Source organism: Sellimonas sp. (assembly GCF_047234585.1).
Lineage (GTDB): Bacteria > Bacillota > Clostridia > Lachnospirales > Lachnospiraceae > Sellimonas > Sellimonas caecigallum.
Genome location: NZ_JBKSWG010000005.1, coordinates 25,623 through 42,839, shown reverse-complemented (window position 1 = coordinate 42,839; position 17,217 = coordinate 25,623). Strand labels below are relative to the sequence as shown.

General features: G+C 46.7%; 19 protein-coding genes and 1 tRNA gene. 5 read left to right on the top strand and 15 right to left on the bottom strand.

The window, feature by feature from the left end; all coding sequences use genetic code 11:
• Positions 1-48 precede the first annotated feature (48 nt).
• Positions 49-654 (top strand): putative ABC transporter permease, encoded by a 606-nt coding sequence (locus ACLROL_RS03115; protein WP_413067304.1) that lies wholly within the window; start codon positions 49-51, stop codon positions 652-654.
• A 91-nt stretch (positions 655-745) separates the two neighbouring features.
• On the opposite strand, the gene asnB is transcribed toward ACLROL_RS03115, so the two are convergent.
• Both asnB and ACLROL_RS03105 read right to left on the bottom strand, forming a co-directional pair.
• Positions 746-2,620: an asparagine synthase (glutamine-hydrolyzing) gene (asnB, locus tag ACLROL_RS03110; protein WP_087201731.1), complete on the bottom strand. Its 1,875-nt coding sequence runs from the start codon at positions 2,618-2,620 to the stop codon at positions 746-748.
• Between the two features lie 108 nt (positions 2,621-2,728).
• Positions 2,729-3,451: an NAD-dependent protein deacylase gene (locus ACLROL_RS03105; protein ID WP_221919435.1), complete on the bottom strand. Its 723-nt coding sequence runs from the start codon at positions 3,449-3,451 to the stop codon at positions 2,729-2,731.
• 173 nt (positions 3,452-3,624) lie between these two features.
• On the opposite strand from ACLROL_RS03105, the gene ACLROL_RS03100 reads away from it, so the two are divergent.
• Together ACLROL_RS03100 and ACLROL_RS03095 are read left to right on the top strand one after the other, a co-directional pair.
• On the top strand, positions 3,625-4,512 hold the full coding sequence (locus tag ACLROL_RS03100; RefSeq protein ID WP_221919436.1) for a YitT family protein: 888 nt from the start codon (positions 3,625-3,627) through the stop codon (positions 4,510-4,512).
• A 54-nt stretch (positions 4,513-4,566) separates the two neighbouring features.
• Positions 4,567-4,965: a hypothetical protein gene (locus ACLROL_RS03095; protein WP_087209670.1), complete on the top strand. Its 399-nt coding sequence runs from the start codon at positions 4,567-4,569 to the stop codon at positions 4,963-4,965.
• Positions 4,966-5,042: 77 nt separating this feature from the next.
• Here the strand turns inward: ACLROL_RS03095 and ACLROL_RS03090 are convergent, their stop codons facing one another.
• From ACLROL_RS03090 to ACLROL_RS03040, 11 genes are all read right to left on the bottom strand, one after another.
• Positions 5,043-5,495 carry a MarR family winged helix-turn-helix transcriptional regulator gene (locus tag ACLROL_RS03090; protein ID WP_087201722.1) on the bottom strand — a complete coding sequence of 151 codons (453 nt, stop codon included), beginning with the start codon at positions 5,493-5,495 and terminating at the stop codon, positions 5,043-5,045.
• Positions 5,496-5,516: 21 nt separating this feature from the next.
• Positions 5,517-6,581 carry an NAD(P)H-dependent flavin oxidoreductase gene (locus tag ACLROL_RS03085; RefSeq protein ID WP_413067303.1) on the bottom strand — a complete coding sequence of 355 codons (1,065 nt, stop codon included), beginning with the start codon at positions 6,579-6,581 and terminating at the stop codon, positions 5,517-5,519.
• Positions 6,582-6,596: 15 nt separating this feature from the next.
• Positions 6,597-8,309 (bottom strand): acetyl-CoA carboxylase carboxyltransferase subunit alpha, encoded by a 1,713-nt coding sequence (locus tag ACLROL_RS03080; protein WP_087201720.1) that lies wholly within the window; start codon positions 8,307-8,309, stop codon positions 6,597-6,599.
• Positions 8,310-8,321: 12 nt separating this feature from the next.
• Positions 8,322-9,656, bottom strand: a complete 1,335-nt coding sequence (locus ACLROL_RS03075) for an acetyl-CoA carboxylase biotin carboxylase subunit (protein WP_087201718.1) — start codon at positions 9,654-9,656, stop codon at positions 8,322-8,324.
• A 40-nt stretch (positions 9,657-9,696) separates the two neighbouring features.
• A complete protein-coding gene (gene fabZ / locus ACLROL_RS03070; RefSeq protein WP_087201716.1) occupies positions 9,697-10,125 on the bottom strand; it encodes a 3-hydroxyacyl-ACP dehydratase FabZ in 429 nt (142 codons plus the stop codon).
• A gap of 12 nt (positions 10,126-10,137) precedes the next feature.
• Positions 10,138-10,599: an acetyl-CoA carboxylase biotin carboxyl carrier protein gene (gene accB / locus ACLROL_RS03065; RefSeq protein WP_087201714.1), complete on the bottom strand. Its 462-nt coding sequence runs from the start codon at positions 10,597-10,599 to the stop codon at positions 10,138-10,140.
• A gap of 12 nt (positions 10,600-10,611) precedes the next feature.
• Positions 10,612-11,850, bottom strand: a complete 1,239-nt coding sequence (gene fabF / locus ACLROL_RS03060; protein ID WP_413067302.1) for a beta-ketoacyl-ACP synthase II — start codon at positions 11,848-11,850, stop codon at positions 10,612-10,614.
• A 22-nt stretch (positions 11,851-11,872) separates the two neighbouring features.
• Entirely contained in the window at positions 11,873-12,604 is a 732-nt protein-coding gene (gene fabG, locus ACLROL_RS03055) for a 3-oxoacyl-[acyl-carrier-protein] reductase (protein WP_087201710.1), read from the bottom strand.
• Between the two features lie 57 nt (positions 12,605-12,661).
• Positions 12,662-13,582, bottom strand: coding sequence for an ACP S-malonyltransferase (gene fabD / locus ACLROL_RS03050; RefSeq protein WP_413067301.1), 921 nt, complete (start codon positions 13,580-13,582; stop codon positions 12,662-12,664).
• Between the two features lie 38 nt (positions 13,583-13,620).
• On the bottom strand, positions 13,621-13,839 hold the full coding sequence (gene acpP, locus ACLROL_RS03045) for an acyl carrier protein (RefSeq protein ID WP_024733589.1): 219 nt from the start codon (positions 13,837-13,839) through the stop codon (positions 13,621-13,623).
• Between the two features lie 88 nt (positions 13,840-13,927).
• Positions 13,928-14,911, bottom strand: coding sequence for a beta-ketoacyl-ACP synthase III (locus ACLROL_RS03040; protein ID WP_087201706.1), 984 nt, complete (start codon positions 14,909-14,911; stop codon positions 13,928-13,930).
• Between the two features lie 178 nt (positions 14,912-15,089).
• Between ACLROL_RS03040 and ACLROL_RS03035 the strand changes: the two genes are divergently transcribed.
• Positions 15,090-15,752, top strand: coding sequence for a YwaF family protein (locus tag ACLROL_RS03035; RefSeq protein ID WP_087201704.1), 663 nt, complete (start codon positions 15,090-15,092; stop codon positions 15,750-15,752).
• A gap of 89 nt (positions 15,753-15,841) precedes the next feature.
• Positions 15,842-15,925, top strand: a tRNA-Leu gene (locus ACLROL_RS03030).
• A gap of 118 nt (positions 15,926-16,043) precedes the next feature.
• Here ACLROL_RS03030 and ACLROL_RS03025 read toward each other — a convergent pair.
• On the bottom strand, positions 16,044-16,571 hold the full coding sequence (locus ACLROL_RS03025; protein ID WP_087201702.1) for a hypothetical protein: 528 nt from the start codon (positions 16,569-16,571) through the stop codon (positions 16,044-16,046).
• Positions 16,568-17,206 carry an ABC transporter ATP-binding protein gene (locus ACLROL_RS03020; protein ID WP_087201700.1) on the bottom strand — a complete coding sequence of 213 codons (639 nt, stop codon included), beginning with the start codon at positions 17,204-17,206 and terminating at the stop codon, positions 16,568-16,570. The genes ACLROL_RS03025 and ACLROL_RS03020 overlap by 4 nt, the downstream gene beginning before the upstream one ends.
• Positions 17,207-17,217 lie beyond the last annotated feature (11 nt).

Below are 17,217 nucleotides of genomic sequence, written 5' to 3'. Positions count from 1 at the left end.
GTTTTACAATAGTGTCAAATGAAAGGAATGAAATCGGAGGCGAACTTTATGATAAAAGCATATACAACAGTAAAACAATTCATCAAAACAGAAAAACGTGACTGGCTGGAAAACGGAAAACAACGTTACGCCGCCTCCGCCCTGATCCTTATGTTCTTTATATTTTCCTTTGTAGGCTGGCTTTGGGAGGTACTCCTTCACGTATATTATGACAGAATGATCGTAAACCGCGGCATGCTTTTCGGACCGTGGCTTCCAATTTATGGATTCGGAGGCACCTTTGTCGTATGTTTCCTGCGGCGCTTTTCTTCCAGTCCCCGAAAAGTATTTTTTCTTACTATGCTGATGGCTGGCATCATGGAGTTTGTGACCGGATCCGTACTCTGGCATGTTTACCAAATGCGCTGGTGGGATTACCGGGATTCCCTGATCAATATCAAAGGCTTTGTCTGCCTGGAAGGACTTCTTCTCTTCGGGACAGGCGGTGTCCTCTTTCTCTACTTTGCAGCGCCGAAACTGAACAGTCTGATCATACGGATCCCCCGGGTACTCCGGATTGCCTTGTGCGCAATACTTGTTCTTCTTTTCCTGGCAGATTTTGCTTTTTCCGTATTCCACCCGAATATCGGATTCGGTGTGACGATGCCTCGCTGATTTTACATATCAATGATACACTGCAAAAAGGGCAGCCTGAACATTATGTTCAGGCTGCCCTTCAAACTTTCTCCATATGAAATAAACCGAATTAATGCGCACAGTCCGCTTCTATTTTTTCCAGATCCCCATTGTTTGTGAAGTACGCTTTGTACCACATCAAGAAGGTGTACACAACCCAGATCTGAATAGAATGTGTGACTTTTCCGCCTTTGTGCTCTTCCAGAAGAGCCAGGATCTTCTCCTGATTGAAAAATCTCGCAGCGGTTTCGCCTTCAAATTCTTTGCGAATCATCTGGTAGTACTTGTCTTCTCTCATCCAGTTCGGAAGCGGGCTTGGGAACATGAGCTTCTTGCGCTCTGCGCTCTTCTTGCTGAACTTCCTGTCCGCAAGGGCACGGAATGCCAGCTTCGTATTGGAATCATTGACCTTGCATTTTGCAGGGATCGTCCTTGCTGTCTTGAACACTTCGATATCCATAAACGGAACGCGAAGCTCCAGAGAATTGGCCATAGACATCTTGTCCGCCTTCAGCAGGATCTCCTGGCGCAGCCACATATTGAAATCCAGGTACTGCATTTTGGAGACATCGTCCAGATTCGGCACTTTGTCATAAAATTCTTTTGCGATATCCAGCGGATTTCTGCTAGGATATTTTTTCTTTAAGAAAGAATCTCTCTCTTCGTATTTGAATACATTGCTGTTTCCGATATAACGCTCTTCCACGTCTTTGCTTCCGCGGATCAAAAATCCTTTTCCTTTGAATTTCGGGAGCGGAGATACGACTGCCGCAACCGCTTTTCTCAGCCATTTCGGAAGTTTCTGATAGTTCCCAAGGGAGATATTTTCGTGGTAAATATTGTAGCCGCCAAACATCTCATCTGCCCCTTCCCCGGAGAGGGCTACCTTGAAGTCTTTGGATACCCGGTTGGAAATGTAGTACAGAAGATTCGCACTCGGGTTTGCCAGCGGCTCATCCATGTAATACTGGATCTTCTCCGCATCGTGGAAGTATTCTTCAGCAGACACTTTTCTTCCGATATTTTTGACTCCAATCTCGTCTGCCAGCTCTTTCGCATGCGGTGCTTCGCTGTATTTTTGTTCCACGAAATCGATCGTGAATGTCGTAAGATCTACCTTGTCTTTCAGCTCGTATGCCACGTAGCTGGAATCTACCCCGCTTGAAAGGAAAGAACATACCGGCACATCTGCGATGATGTGCTTGTTGACAGAATCATCCAGGACACCGTCCAGCTTGTCCGCCACGCTTTCAATCGTCTGATTTTCATCGATGTCGAACGTCGGTTCCCAGTAAGTCTGCACATCCAGTTTTCCGTTTTCATATGTGAAATAATGTCCTGGAAGAAGCTTGTATACATTTCGGAAGAATGTCTCTTCTCCAGGGATACATCCAAATGTCATGAAATCCGGAAGTTTTTCTTCAAACAGTTCTTTTTTGAAATCCGGATGAACGAGGAAGGATTTGATCTCGGATCCAAACAGGAGTGTATCTCCTTCGTTATAATAGTAAAACGGCTTGATTCCAAAATGGTCTCTCGCGCCAAAAAGTGTCTTCTTTGTTCTGTCAAAAATCACAAATGCAAACATTCCCCGAAGGCGTCCAAGAAGTCCTTCTTTTCCCCATTCTTCGTATCCGTGAAGCAGGATCTCGGAATCGGAATGTGTGGAGAACACATGTCCGCAGCGAATCAGCTCTTCTCTGATACCCTGGAAATTGTATAGCTCTCCGTTAAAAATCAGTACGAGGTTCTTGTCTTCATTGAACATCGGCTGGGAACCGCCTTCCAGGTCAATGATACTAAGCCTTGCAAAGCCAAGCGCCACGCCGCCTTCCACGAAGGCATCCTGAGAGTCCGGTCCTCTGTGACGGATCTTATCTGTCATCTGTTTGATGACAGACGGGTCATATTCTTTTAATCCTGCATATCCTGCAAAACCGCACATAAATTTTTCTCCTTTATCATCTCTTATCAATCATTGTCAACGTCTTTATTTCTTTTCATAACAACTTCTTATTGTACCGAAATTCTGTCAGGATTGCAAGACATCCGATTATAAAACATGAATCTGCTCCATGACTTTTCCGATGGGCTTGCGGATCACAAGATCCGCATCTACACTTTTCGCAGTTTCCGCCTTGTTGATGACGACAAGATATTTGCCCCTGAAATAGTCGATGAACCCGGCAGCCGGGTAAACCACAAGAGATGTGCCGCCTATGATCAACATATCCGCGTTTACTATGGCCTCCACCGACTTCTGGATCGTCGTCATGTCAAGCCCTTCTTCATAGAGGACCACGTCCGGCTTGATCATTCCGCCGCACGTACAGCGCGGGATCCCAACGGCCTCCTTCACATACGAGGCATCGTAAAATTTTCCACATTTCATACAATAATTCCGGTGGATACTGCCGTGAAGTTCATACACCGTTTTGCTTCCGGCTTTCTGGTGGAGTCCGTCAATATTCTGGGTAACGACCGCCGAGAGCTTTCCGGCTGCCTCCAGTTCAGCCAGCTTTCGGTGTGCCGGGTTTGGCCTGGCATCCAGACACATCATCCGGTCTTTATAGAACCGGTAGAACTCCTCCGGATTTCTCAGAAAAAATGAATGGCTTATGATCGTTTCCGGTGGATATTTATACTTTTGATTGTATAAACCATCCTCGCTCCGAAAATCAGGGATATTGCTCTCCGTCGAGACGCCCGCTCCGCCGAAAAATACGATCCTATTGCTTTCCTCTGTCATCTTCTGCAGTCTTTGTATCTCATCCATACCCACTTTTGCTCCTTTCCGATTCCTGTAATTCCCTGCGTTACCACACTTTTCTTTTAGTATAGCACAGTTTTAGCCTGCTGATAAACTTTTCTCTTTTCCGGCGAATTTCTTGCGGCCTCCTTATGCGTCGTGTATACTGTTTTCATATGGGCAGGAAGGAGAGAGGTTTTATGTCACAGAATGTCACAAAGAAATTACTGAATATTATTACAATTCTGGTAGGAAATGCCATCTACGCACTTGGGGTAGTCATATTTATTCTTCCAAATGACCTGATCACAGGGGGAACGACAGGTCTTGGTCTTGCTTTTGAACATTATTTTCATGTCCCGCTGTCCGCATTCGTATTTTGCTTTAATGCGGTCATGTTTATCCTTGGGGCTCTTGTCCTTGGAAAGATGTTCGCTTTTACCACACTGATCAGCAGTTTTTTCTATCCGATCATACTTGGCGTCTTCCAGAAGATTCCGGAACTTTCCCAGATCACGCAGGACAAGATGCTGTCTACCGTCTGCGGCGGTCTGATGATCGGCTTTGCCATCGGTATCGTGATCCGTGCCGGAGCGTCCACCGGTGGGATGGATATCCCGCCGCTTGTCCTGAACAAGAAATTCGGACTTCCGGTGTCTGTTATGCTCTACGTCTTCGATTTTGCCATCCTGATCTCACAGATGCTTTTCTCAGACAAAGAGCAGATCATTTACGGTATTCTGCTTGTCCTGATCTATACCGTCGTCCTGGACAAAGTGCTCCTGACCGGACATGTCCAGACACAGGTCAAGATCATAAGCAAAAAGTATAAAGAAATCAATGAGATGATCGTTGGACGCCTGGACCGCGGCTCCACCATCCTCTATGGGGAGACCGGATATCTCCACACGGATCAGCCAATCATCCTTACCGTCATCTCCAACCGGGAACTGGCCCGTCTGAACCAGGAAGTCACAAGCATCGATCCGGAAGCATTCATGATCATCGCACGCGTCAACGAAGTAAAAGGACACGGATTCTCAAGCAGTAAGATTTACAAAAACACAAAAGGAAAAACTACAAAGTAAATCACAAAAATATGCTATAATTCTATTAAAGCATATTAAGAGAAAGGAGTCATCATGAAAAAGAAACTAATGGTTTTTTGTTTCCTTATTCTTATTTGTATACTGGGCGTGGTTTTGTACAAAAGGAAGGACACTCCGGATGTCATCGCTGATTTGAAAGCGGAGGATATTGCCAGTATTCAGATGAACCGCGGCGACTCCGAATATGTCTTATCGGAAAAAGAAGACATTTCCAAATTTCTGGCCATCGTCCAGGATATGAAACTTTCAAAAAAGATATTCCCTGATCAAAAAGATGGAATCTATTTGTCGATAGACATTCACATAAAGGATCAGGATCCTGTCTATATGGCAATCCGGCATTCCGATGTGGTTTCTGTCGAGGACAGGGATTATGCCTCCGCAAAGGATTATTGTGAGATTTTCTCATCTTTTTTGGAAGAATGGAATTAGACAGGAATTGTCAAAACGGGACGGCCCCCCTTCCTGGGATGCCGTCCCGTTTCGTATGTTTGTTTATTTCCATGCTGTCATTGGGATTCTTCATCTCTGTATCCGTCAAAAAAGTCGTACAGACTGTGAAGGGTCTTTACAAGTACCGGAATCTCGTCTTCTTTCAGGGAAGCCACTACCGCCTCCGTCATTTTTTTGTGAAAGTTTTCATGATGCCGATAGGCTTTCTCCCCTTTTTTCGTGAGCCGGATGTTTACTACCCGTCTGTCTTCCTCGCTTCTCATTCTTACTACATATTTTTTGTTTACGAGACTGTTCATGGAAGTCGTGAGAGATCCGACGGTAATTTTGAGCTTTTTCGCAATGGCAGACATATTGTTTCCTTTTCCAAGGCCTACAGCTTCGATGATATGCATATCATTGTTGGTAATATCTTTATATTCCTCTGTAATGACTGCTTTTTCTTCCAACTCCCAGATTTCGTTGAACAAATGAACCAGTATATCATTTATCGCTTTATATGCATCCACGCCTTTGCTCCTTCTTTCGCTTTATCCCATAAGTGATTCGATAACTTCGTGAACTGTTGTGATCCGATCCTGCATGTACGTATCCGCTCCGCAGAAAAGGAGTGCCTCTTCCACATCCCCTTTCGCCGCTGCTACGAGTCGTTCCGTAATACAGTACGGAATCTCTGCCGGACTGCATTTGTGCAGGCAGCCGAGACATTTTTTCGGAGTAAACTTTTCTCCTTCCATCACTCTCTCCATAAATGGATTCATGATGGCTCTTCCCGGCATTCCCACCGGACTTGTCACGATACGGATGTCTTCTTTCTTGGCCTTCAGATACGCTTCTTTGTAGCGGATGTCTGCATCGCATTCCTCTGTCGTCACAAACCGGCTTGCAGTTTGGATCCCATCCACGCCAAGGTTCATCGCATATTCCACTTTCTCTTTCGTGTCGATACCGCCTGCCAACACGACCGGAATATGCACATGATACTTATCTCCATAGCTTTTCACTGTTTCCAGTATGTCCCGGATTTCTTCCTCATATGTCTTTTCATCGTATTCCTTCAGCTGATCTTTTGTAAATCCGAGGTGCCCTCCTGCTTTTGGCCCCTCGATCACGACAAGATCCGCTGTCCTTTTATACTTTCGATCCCAGTATTTCAAGATGACATTTGCGGATTTGTTCGTGGACACGATAGGCGCGATCTTCGTTTCGGATCCGTCCACATATTTCGGAAGATCCGTCGGAAGCCCGGCTCCGGATATGATAATGTCACATCCAAGAGATGCGGCATGGCGCACATATGCTTCATAATTCTTCAAGGCAACCATGATATTAAATCCAATGAACCCGTCCGGCGCCGTCTCTCTCGCCTTTTCATACTCCGACTTCATCGCCCGCAAGTTGGCTTCAAAAGGATGCTGCTCAAAATCCTCCTCCCGAAAACCGATCTGTGCGTTAGAAATGATTCCTGCAGCCCCTTCTTTTGCCACTGCACCAGAAAGCCCTCCGAGGGAAATCCCGACTCCCATCCCTCCCTGGATCAGCGGGATTTCTATTTTCTTATCGCCTAATTGAATCGGCGGCCATTTTGTTCTCAATTTCTCTGTCCTTTCCTAAATCCTGCGGAATCTCTGATACCGTTTTTCAACGAGAGTTTCCACGTCCATTGCTGCGTGATCACAAATGAATTTTGCCAGATATGCATCGATTTTGTCTGTCACATCCTGCAGGTTTGCTGTTGTGAAATTCTCCGGCTCTGCAATGACACGTTCCACGATATCCAGACTTTTCAGATGATTTGCCGTGAGTTTCATCACACCGGCTGCCTCTTTTGCCCTCTTTGCATCTTTCCATAAAATAGATGCAAATCCTTCCGGGGAAAGAATAGTGTAGATAGAATTTTCCAGCATCCACACTTCGTCTGCCAAAGCTATGGCAAGCGCGCCGCCGCTTGCGCCTTCTCCGATGACGATAGATACGATCGGTGTCTTTAAGGAAGACATCTCATAGAGATTTCTTGCAATCGCCTCTCCCTGTCCTCGTTCTTCCGCCTCCAGTCCGCAGAATGCTCCCGGAGTGTCCACAAAACAGATGACTGGCCGGTGGAACTTTTCTGCCTGCTTCATGAGGCGCAGCGCTTTCCGGTATCCGTCTGGGGACGGCATTCCGAAGTTGTGTTCGATGTTTTCTTTCGTCGTCGTACCCTTTTCCTGCGCGATGACAGTGACCGGCACGCCATGGAAACGCGCGATCCCGCCGATGATGGCACGATCGTCCTTGAAATAGCGATCCCCATGAAATTCGATAAACCCGTCAAAAAGTTCTTTTATATACTCGCTTCCCACCGGACGTTCTTTTTTCCTGGAAATCTGTACTCTCTCCCAGGATGTGAGACCTTTGTACTCCGTATGCACTTCCTCTTTTACAAGGCTGCAGCAGTCCGGGCATCCGCCTGTTTTGTCTTCGCATCTTTCATGCATCTTCAAAATTTCTGTCAGGACTTCTTTCATCTCTTCCCGCTCTACGATACGGTCGATGAAGCCATGTTCCAAAAGAAATTCGGACTTCTGGAATCCTTCCGGAAGTTTCTGTCTGATCGTCTGTTCGATGACGCGCGGTCCGGCAAACCCGATCAGCGCTTTTGGCTCCGCAAGGATGATATCTCCAAGCATGGCAAAACTTGCCGTAACTCCGCCTGTCGTCGGATTTGTCAAAACGGAGATATAAAGCAGTCCGGCGTCACTGTGCCTTTTTAAGGCGGCGGATGTCTTTGCCATCTGCATAAGGGAGACAATACCTTCCTGCATTCTTGCTCCTCCGGAGCATGCAAAGATGATAACCGGAAGCTTTTCACTGGTGGCTCTTTCTACCGCGCGGGCGATCTTTTCTCCCACCGCTTCTCCCATGCTGGCCATCATAAAGCGTCCGTCACAGACACCAAGCACAGTCTCCACGCCTCCGATCTTTGCCTTTCCGGTCAGTACCGCTTCGTCTAGCCCTGTCTTTTCCTGCAGCGCTTTGACCTTCTCCTCGTATCCCGGAAAACTAAGCGGATTCCCTCCGGTAAGTCCCTGATCCCACTCTTCGAACGTCCCCTCGTCTGCGATCATCTCGACTCTCCGTCTCGCATGAACACGGAAATAGTTATGGCATTTCGGACAGATATAGTAATTCGACTTTACATCCTCCGTCACAATGGCCGCCTTGCAGGCATTGCACTTTTTCAGCAGTCCTTCCGGCACTTCTGGTCTGCCCTGGTTGTCGGAAGAATGGATCGATATATAGTTTTTCCTGTTTGTCTTTTTAAACATATCTTTTAACTTCATGTCTCATCTCTCCTACAGACGCTCGATAAATTCAATGTCGATATTTCCGCTCTGGTAATCCGGATTATTGATCAGGTCATACTGATAATCCACGTTGGTATCGATTCCCTCGATAATGACTTCGCCTAGCGCGCTCTTCATCTTCATAATGGCTTCTTCCCTGGATTTTGCATGTACGATCAATTTTGCCAGCATAGAGTCATAGTACGGCGGAACTGTATATCCACTGTAGATGGCTGAATCGATCCGCACTCCTTTCCCTCCCGGCAGATAAATATCTGTGATCGTTCCCGGGGAAGGACGGAAATTCTTTTCTGGATTTTCCGCGTTGATCCGGCATTCGATGGCATGCCCGGTCAGCTTTACATCTTCCTGCCGAAATTTCAGTTCTGCACCGGAGGCGATGCGGATCTGTTCTTTGACAAGGTCGATGCCTGTTACCCATTCTGTTACCGGATGCTCTACCTGGATACGGGTATTCATCTCCATGAAGTAGAAGTTTCCATTCTTTTCCAGGAGAAATTCGATGGTTCCGGCATTTTCGTAACAAGCTGCTTTTGCCGCCTTTACAGCCGCTTCCCCCATCTTTTTCCGCAGTTCTTCATCCAGGGCGATGGACGGGGACTCCTCGATCATCTTCTGGTGGTTCCGCTGGATGGAGCAGTCCCTCTCCCCGAGATGAATCACGTTTCCGTATTTGTCCGCTAAGATCTGGAACTCGATGTGTCTCGGACGTTCCACAAAATGTTCGATATACATTGTGTCGTCCCCAAACGCAGCTTTCGCTTCCTTCTGCGCAGTCTGGAAGGCAGAGGCAAACTCTTCCGGTTTCTTTGCGACGCGCATACCCTTTCCGCCTCCGCCCAGAGCCGCCTTAATGATGACCGGATAACCGATCTTCTCTGCTTCCAGAGCTCCTTTCTCCTCGTCAAAGATTGGTTCTGTAGTGCCTGGAATGACCGGTACACCGGCAGATATCATCGTATTTCTGGCTTCGGATTTGTTTCCCAGTTTTTCGATCACATTGGATTTCGGTCCGATGAATGTGATATTACATTTCTCGCACAGCTGGGCAAACTTACTGTTTTCCGAAAGAAATCCGAATCCCGGATGGATCGCATCTGCCCCTGTGATCATCGTAGCGCTCAAAATCTGATCCATACTCAGGTAGCTTTCTGCGGACGGAGCAGGCCCGATGCACACTGCCTCATCTGCAAGTTGTGTGTGCAGCGCCTCTCTGTCTGCCTCCGAATAGACCGCCACTGTCTCGATTCCCATCTCGCGGCATGCGCGGATGATCCGCACAGCGATTTCTCCTCTGTTTGCAATCAATACCTTCTTAATCATATCTGCCTCCGACCTCTTTTTGTCTGTTTCTTCCTTACACTTAGCCGACCATGAATGTCAGTTCTGCGCTCACAACGACTTTCCCGTCCACGCTTGCGATGGCTTCCCCGACTCCCAGCGGCCCTTTCTGTTTGATGATACGTGTTTCCAGTTTTAACTTATCCCCCGGAATGATTTTCCCTTTAAATTTGCATTTGTTGATACCGCCAAAGTAAGCGATCTTTCCTTTGTTTTCTTCTTTGCTCAAGATGGCCACTGCCCCTACCTGAGCCAGCGCCTCCACTGTCAGGACTCCCGGCATTACCGGCTCCTGCGGGAAGTGTCCCTTGAAAAAATCTTCCCGGAATGTCACACATTTATATCCAACCGCAAATTCGCCCGGTTCGTAGTCTTCGATGTAATCCACAAGAAGAAACGGATGGCGGTGCGGGATGATCTGTTCGATCTCTTTGATTCCCAAATGTTTCATGTCTTCTGCTCCTTACTGAATTCTAAAAAGCGGCTGTCCGTATTCCACTCCCTGCGCGTTTTCCACAAGGATCTCTGCCACTGTTCCGTCATATTCGCTTTCGATCTCATTCATCAGCTTCATAGCCTCCACAATGGCAAGCACCTGGCCCTTCTTTACCTTGTCGCCCACCTTTACGAACGGCTCTGCGTCTTCTGCCGGTGCGGCATAGAATGTTCCGACCAGCGGCGATGTCACAAGGCTGCCTTCCTGCTGGGACGCCTGTGTTTCTTCCGGCAAAGCTTCTGCTGTCACAGATGCGGCTGGCTGTACAACCGGGAGTGCTGCTGTCTGCGTCGGCATTTCTGCTGTCACAACTTTGACATCTTCTTTCTTTCCCATCTTGATGCAGATTTCTTCTGTCTCGTATTTGAATTCCGTCAATTTGGAATCCGAAACGACATTGATCAGTTTAATAAGCTGTTCCAGTTCCATGTCATACCCTCTCTATTCTTCAAATTTCTTGATCAGCAGTGTCGCATTGTGTCCGCCAAATCCAAGAGAATTACTCATGGCATAGCGCACTTCCTTTTCCACCGGAGCGCCGATGGCGTAGTTCAGATCGCACTCTTCGTCTGCTTCCACTGTTCCCATCGTCTGGTGAATGAATCCATCCTCGATGGATTTCACGCAAGTCACAAATTCCACCCCGCCTGCTGCACCGAGAAGGTGTCCGATCATGGATTTTGTGGAGTTGACGACCACATCTTTCGCCGCATCGCCAAGAGCTGATTTGATGGCGATCGTCTCAAACAGGTCATTGTGATGCGTACTTGTACCGTGAGCATTGATATATGTGATCTCTTCCGGTTTTACCCCTGCTTCATTCATGGCATCCTGCATCGCACGCGCCGCGCCGCTTCCATCCTCGATCGGGGATGTAATGTGGTATGCATCTCCGGTTGCGCCGTATCCTACTACTTCAGCATGAATCCTTGCGCCTCTTGCTTTTGCGTGTTCCAGTTCTTCCAGCACGACAACCCCTGCACCTTCTCCAAGAACAAATCCGCTTCTGTCTTTGTCAAACGGTATTGAAGCACGTTTCGGATCATTGGATGTCGTAAGAGCCGTAAGGGCTGTAAATCCTGCCACTCCTGTCGGACAGATCGCACTCTCCGTACCGCCGGCAAACATCACGTCCGCATCGCCGTACTGGATTGCCCGAAATGCATCGCCGATACAGTGTGTACCGGAAGCACATGCTGTCACAACGTTGGTGCATTTTCCTCTTGCACCAAGCTGAATGGACACGTTGCCCGCCGCCATATTGGAAATCATGAGAGGCACCATCAGAGGATGAACACGGGATGGTCCTTTCTCCACGATCTTTGTATATTCTCTTTCTACGGCCTGGAGACTTCCGATTCCGGAACCGATGATAACACCGACACGGAATGCATCCTCCTTCTCCATGTCAAGCTCTGCATCCTTGCACGCTTCAAGTGCAGCAGCAACTGCATACTGTGAAAATGGTTCCATTCTCTTTGCAGCCTTGAAATCCATATAGTTCTTTGCTTCAAACCCTTTTACTTCGGCTGCGATTTTTACCTTATACTCAGAAGTATCGAATTTTGTGATTTCTCCGATCCCCACTTTTCCGGCTTTGATTCCTTCCCAGAATTCCGGTACGCTGTTTCCAATCGGAGTAATAGCTCCTAATCCTGTTACAACTACTCTTCTTTTCATTTCTATCTCCTTTTTTTGCTCTTTACATTCCGCCGTCCACACAGATGACCTGGCCGGTTATATATTTTGCGTCCTCCGATGCCAGGAAGGCTGCTGTCTTGGCAATATCTTCCGGCTGTCCGAATGTTCCGAACGGAATCTGCGCTTTCGCTGCTTCTTTAACCTTGTCAGGTAATACTTCTGTCATTTCTGTTTCAATGAATCCCGGTGCGATCGCATTGACTGTAATGTGGCGGGAAGCCAGCTCTTTGGCACAAGCTTTTGTAAGCCCGATGATTCCCGCCTTGGAGGCAGCATAATTTGCCTGTCCTGCATTTCCATACACCCCGACTACAGAGGAAAGGCTGATGATCCGTCCGCTTTTTTGTCTGAGCATCTGCCGGGAAGCAAACCGGATACAGTTAAACGCCCCTTTTAAGTTCGTATCCATCACGGCGTCATAATCTGCTTCCGTCATCTTCATGAGCAGGCCGTCTCTTGTGATTCCTGCATTGTTCACAAGAATATCGACACGTCCGTATGTGCTGATGATTTCCTGGAACATCGCCTCGCACGCTGAAAAATCAGCCACATTGCACTGCATGATCTCTGCCTTGTTTCCTTCCGCTTCGATCATGGATTTTACTTCTTCTGCTTTTTCCCTGGAACCATTGTAGTTGATGATCACAAGGGCTCCCGTCCTTGCAAGTTCCATTGCGATCGCTCTTCCGATACCTCTGGATGCTCCTGTTACCACTGCTACTTTCTCTGCCATCTTCTATACTCCTTATTGCATATCAAATTTGCTGCCCCTATGTGGGTATTGTTCGTGTTATTTCAATTCTGCTGCTACTTTTTCCACGTCTTCCCATGCGCCGATGTTGTACATCTTTACATTCCGGTCGATCTTGCGCATAAATCCTGCAAGTGTCTTGCCCGGTCCGATCTCCACGAAAATATCTGTTCCTTCTTCGATCATTTTGCGGATACTCTGTTCCCATCTAACGGAAGATGCTACCTGTCTGCCAAGAAGGGCTTTGATCTCCTTGTTATCTTTTACATACTCGGCTGTCACATTTGTCACATATGGGATCGTAAGCGGATGGGTCTCTACCTGTTCAAGCTCCTTTAAAAGCTCATCTCCGGCTTTTTTCAAAAGCGGAGAATGGAATGGTCCGCTTACATTAAGAGGGATCACTTTTTTGGCTCCGGCCTCTTTCAGCTTTTCGGCTGCTTCTTCCACCGCTTTTGCCGCTCCTGTGATGACGATCTGTCCCGGACAGTTGTAATTTGCGATCGTAACCTGATCGATCGGTTCGATCACGTTTTCAATATCTGACGCTTCCATACCGAGCACAGCCGCCATGCTGCCTTCCCCTGCCGGAACGGTATTCTGCATGAGAATCCCTCTTTTTCTCACAGTGCGGATCGCGTCCTCTTCAGCCATTCCTCCAGCTACTGCGATCGCACAGTATTCCCCGAGACTCAGCCCTGCCGTCACATCCGGATGGATTCCTTTCTCCTCAATGACTTTCGTCATCGCAAGGCAGGTCGTCACAAGCGCTGCCTGGGTATACTCCGTCAGATCCAGTCTGTCGTTTTCTTCAAAACAAAGTTCTTTCATATCCAGATCAAGAAGTTCTGACGCCTTGTCAAACACTGCTTTTGCGCTTTCGCTGTTTTCGTAAAAATCTTTTCCCATCCCGGCTTTCTGTGCGCCTTGTCCCGGATAGATAAATGCTATCTTACTCATAGAATCCTGCTCCTTTGTCCATGCACCTGATTCTCTTCTTATTTGTTTAAGTATTCTACAACTTCTCCGATTGTTGTAAGCTTTTCAAGATCTTCTGTCGGGATTTCTTTTCCGTATTCTTCTTCAAGTGCCATTACCATTTCGAAAAGATCCAGGGAATCTGCGCCAAGATCATCTTTGAAAGATGTCTCCTCTGTCAATGTGTTGATGTCTGCTCCAAGATTTTCTGCTACGATTTCTTTTACTTTTTCTAACATGATGATATTCTCCTTTTCCTTTTTTCTTGTTGATAGGTTTTATTTGTAATCCGGCAGTGCCGGAAATTACCATATGAATGATCTCTCATTACCACTCAAGGACTGACGCCCCGTAAGCAAGCCCCGCGCCGAAACCGGCCAGGACGATCTTCTGTCCTCTTTTTAACATTCCTTCTCTGTTCATCTCATCGAGAAGAATCGGGACACTTGCTGAGGAAGTGTTTCCATACTCCTGAAGGTTCATCGGGAATTTCCCGATATCTGTCTTCAGCCTTTTGGCCACCGCTTCCACAATGCGGCGGTTTGCCTGATGGAGGACGAACCAGTCGATATCTTCAACTGTAAGTCCTGCTTTCTCCAGAACTTCTTCCGTAACCTGAGGTACGGAGCGCACTGCGAACTGGAAGACTGCTCTTCCATCCATCTGGATGTAGAAATTTTTCGGAATCTCCTTCCCTTCCTTGTCTGAAAGGAATTCCAAAAATTCTGCCGTGCATCGGTTATGGCAGATGAGGGCCTCCCCTCTGCTTCCGTCCAGATGAGCTGCAGGAGGATAAGGTGTACCTTCTTCTGCCCGCAGGATGACTGCCCCGGCTCCGTCTCCAAATAAGATACATGTGCCTCTGTCGGTCCAGTCCACAAGCGAAGAAATACATTCGCTTCCAATTACAAGTATGGTCCTGTAAATCCCTGCCGCAATATACGCCTGCGCTGTCTGGTATCCAAATACAAATCCTGTACATGCCGCCTGCATGTCATATCCGGCCGCATTGACTGCCCCGATTTCTTCCTGCACGGTACATGCCACGCTCGGGAAAAGAACATCTGGCGTACTGGACGCCACGAGGATGAAATCGATCTCCTCCGGCTTTATCTTGGCATTTTCCAGCGCTCGCTTTGCCGCCTCAGAAGCCATGAAGGATGTCGTCTCCTTGTCTGCAAGGTGGCGTCTTCTCACGCCGGTGCGTTCCTGTATCCATTCGTCATTTGTCTCAACCATCTCAGACAGGTCATCATTGCTCAAAATTTTAGGCGGGATATAGGATCCCGTCCCGCATATTCTTCCTATCATATGTTTTCTCCAGATTTTTATTTTGAACTTAAAATACTTTGACATTCAAACTATATTACAAGGACACTGTCCTGTCAAGAGATTTTGTACTATAATGTAGTCAGAACGTATATTTTTCACAAAACCTTTTACCCTATTTCCATGAGAAATTTTGTATGACACAAAAGGAGGCGTATCCATGAAATCCGGACATTTTCCCCTACATATCGAAACCGTCTTGACTGCCGTCGGGATCTTCATGGCTCTCAGCGAACTGTGGAAACAGTATGTGATTACTTTCTGTGTAAATGGCGGTACGTACGACTGGTGGTATTTTCCTTTCCAGCTCTGCTCTATCCCCATGTACCTTCTGATCCTCCTTCCATTTTTCCGCAGAAGTCATATCCAAAGAGTCTTCTATACGTTTCTGATGGATTTTTCTCTCCTGGGCGGAATCTTCGTCTTTTTGGACACGACAGGCATGCACTATCCTATCCCTGCCCTGACCGTTCATTCCTATCTCTGGCATATCGCCCTCATCGGCATCGGACTTGTCTGTGGTCTGTCTGGAATCGCAGACTACACATGGCGAGGATTTCGCATGTCCGCTCTTCTTTTTGGCATTCTCTGCCTCCTGGCCGAAATTCTGAATCTGTCCATCGGCAGGATCGCAGATATCAATATGTTTTATATCAGCCCGTACTATGAAATGTCCCAGGCTGTCATATCGGTCATCACGCACCGGTTTGGCAACCCTGTGCGCATCGTATTCTACATCCTGGCTATCTTGGCAGGCGCTCTCCTCCTGCACTTTGTATGGCAAAAACGATTTCTCTCGTCTCATGCAAGGCACAGATTTTGACCCTCTTACGGGTCTCCAAAAAAATTTTCAAATTTTTTCAAAAAGTATTTGCAAAATCTAAAACTTTATGATATTATATCACTTGTCAAGCGGATATGGCGGAATAGGCAGACGCGCTAGATTCAGGTTCTAGTCCTCGCGAGGGGGTACAGGTTCAAGTCCTGCTATCCGCATTGATAACAGAAAGGAAATCTCAAATCGAGATTTCCTTTTTTTGTGCAGTAAACCCGGCAAGAATCTGTGATGTTGCATCAACAGAATTTTACCGGGTAAGTAAATCAATTTTTATTTTTATTTTTTCATAATGCAGTCCGCCAGCTCATCAGCCGACTCCTCATGGATATTTTTCAGCCGCTGGACAAATTGGTATTCTGCTTCTTCATTCGGCTCACTTCTTAATCTGTCTATAAGATACGAGTGTATATCCCGCGCCGTCTCAACTATTTCATTTTTTTTACATGTTTCCCCAAGACTAGTCAGATAGGAGCTATGATACACCAAAGTCTGAAATTTCTCCTCTTCCATTTTCACATTTGTGATGTTGTCCTGGAGATAATTTTTTCTTTCCAGGATATCTGCCAAAAGCTCCTCTTTTTTCAGTGTTCCGTTCTCTAACCTGGAATAAACATCCTTTATATCCCTATTTACTTTTTCTTCTTGTTCTGACATTCTCATCGGGACTTCCTGCTCTTTCACATTCTCTTCCTGTTTGGTAAACAGTTCCTTTTCCTTGGCCGAGAGAAAAAAGACTGCTCCTATAGACGCATAAACAAACACAATGACGCCAAAACAGATTCCGATTACTTTTTTCCGTTTCATAATACTGTTTCCTCTACAATTTTACCCGATGAAATTTTCAGGATCACGTCGCACAACTCTTTTAAATCTTCTTTATGATGCGTTGCAACTATGATCGTTGCTCCCCTTTCCCTTTCTTCTTTTATAATATTATAAATCAGCTGCACTCCTTCTTCGTCCAGAGCATTTGTCGGCTCATCAAGCAATATAATATTTTGCTTTTCGAAGATCGCCTGTGCGATATTCAATCTTTGTTTCATTCCAAGAGAGAACTTTTTTACTTTTTTCTTTGAATCGGGATCCAATCCTACACGTTGCAAAGCATGTCTGATATCTTCAGCTTCCGCGCTCTTTTTGATCTTACTAAGCAGCTCTAAATTTTTGCTTGCTGAACATCCTGGCAAAAGCTCCATATTCTCTATGACAATGCCCGTATCCGGAGGAAAGGAGATGGTTTCATGCAGCTTCTCTCCGTCGATCACGATGCTTCCGCTGTCCAGACGGATCAAACCGCTGATCGCCCTCATAAGCATCGTCTTTCCCGAACCATTCTGTCCATATAGACCATATACTTTACCGTTCTCAAATTCATAGGACACATCATCTATAACCTTATTGTTTTTTATCGTTTTGTTTATATTTTGTAGCAGAATCATAAATCCCTCCG

What these genes read in the sequence shown, in the direction of transcription:
- acpP (WP_024733589.1), bottom strand. Translation starts at nt 13,839, where the DNA reads ATGTTAGAAAAAGTAAAAGAAATCGTAGCAGAAAATCTTGGAGCAGAC.
- ACLROL_RS03095 (WP_087209670.1), top strand. Translation starts at nt 4,567, where the DNA reads ATGAAAAAGAAACTAATGGTTTTTTGTTTCCTTATTCTTATTTGTATA.
- accB (WP_087201714.1), bottom strand. Translation starts at nt 10,599, where the DNA reads ATGGAACTGGAACAGCTTATTAAACTGATCAATGTCGTTTCGGATTCC.
- ACLROL_RS03035 (WP_087201704.1), top strand. Translation starts at nt 15,090, where the DNA reads ATGAAATCCGGACATTTTCCCCTACATATCGAAACCGTCTTGACTGCC.
- ACLROL_RS03105 (WP_221919435.1), bottom strand. Translation starts at nt 3,451, where the DNA reads ATGGATGAGATACAAAGACTGCAGAAGATGACAGAGGAAAGCAATAGG.
- ACLROL_RS03115 (WP_413067304.1), top strand. Translation starts at nt 49, where the DNA reads ATGATAAAAGCATATACAACAGTAAAACAATTCATCAAAACAGAAAAA.
- fabG (WP_087201710.1), bottom strand. Translation starts at nt 12,604, where the DNA reads ATGGCAGAGAAAGTAGCAGTGGTAACAGGAGCATCCAGAGGTATCGGA.
- ACLROL_RS03075 (WP_087201718.1), bottom strand. Translation starts at nt 9,656, where the DNA reads ATGATTAAGAAGGTATTGATTGCAAACAGAGGAGAAATCGCTGTGCGG.
- ACLROL_RS03080 (WP_087201720.1), bottom strand. Translation starts at nt 8,309, where the DNA reads ATGAAGTTAAAAGATATGTTTAAAAAGACAAACAGGAAAAACTATATA.
- ACLROL_RS03100 (WP_221919436.1), top strand. Translation starts at nt 3,625, where the DNA reads ATGTCACAGAATGTCACAAAGAAATTACTGAATATTATTACAATTCTG.
- ACLROL_RS03040 (WP_087201706.1), bottom strand. Translation starts at nt 14,911, where the DNA reads ATGATAGGAAGAATATGCGGGACGGGATCCTATATCCCGCCTAAAATT.
- fabZ (WP_087201716.1), bottom strand. Translation starts at nt 10,125, where the DNA reads ATGAAACATTTGGGAATCAAAGAGATCGAACAGATCATCCCGCACCGC.
- asnB (WP_087201731.1), bottom strand. Translation starts at nt 2,620, where the DNA reads ATGTGCGGTTTTGCAGGATATGCAGGATTAAAAGAATATGACCCGTCT.
- ACLROL_RS03025 (WP_087201702.1), bottom strand. Translation starts at nt 16,571, where the DNA reads ATGAAACGGAAAAAAGTAATCGGAATCTGTTTTGGCGTCATTGTGTTT.
- ACLROL_RS03020 (WP_087201700.1), bottom strand. Translation starts at nt 17,206, where the DNA reads ATGATTCTGCTACAAAATATAAACAAAACGATAAAAAACAATAAGGTT.
- fabD (WP_413067301.1), bottom strand. Translation starts at nt 13,582, where the DNA reads ATGAGTAAGATAGCATTTATCTATCCGGGACAAGGCGCACAGAAAGCC.
- fabF (WP_413067302.1), bottom strand. Translation starts at nt 11,850, where the DNA reads ATGAAAAGAAGAGTAGTTGTAACAGGATTAGGAGCTATTACTCCGATT.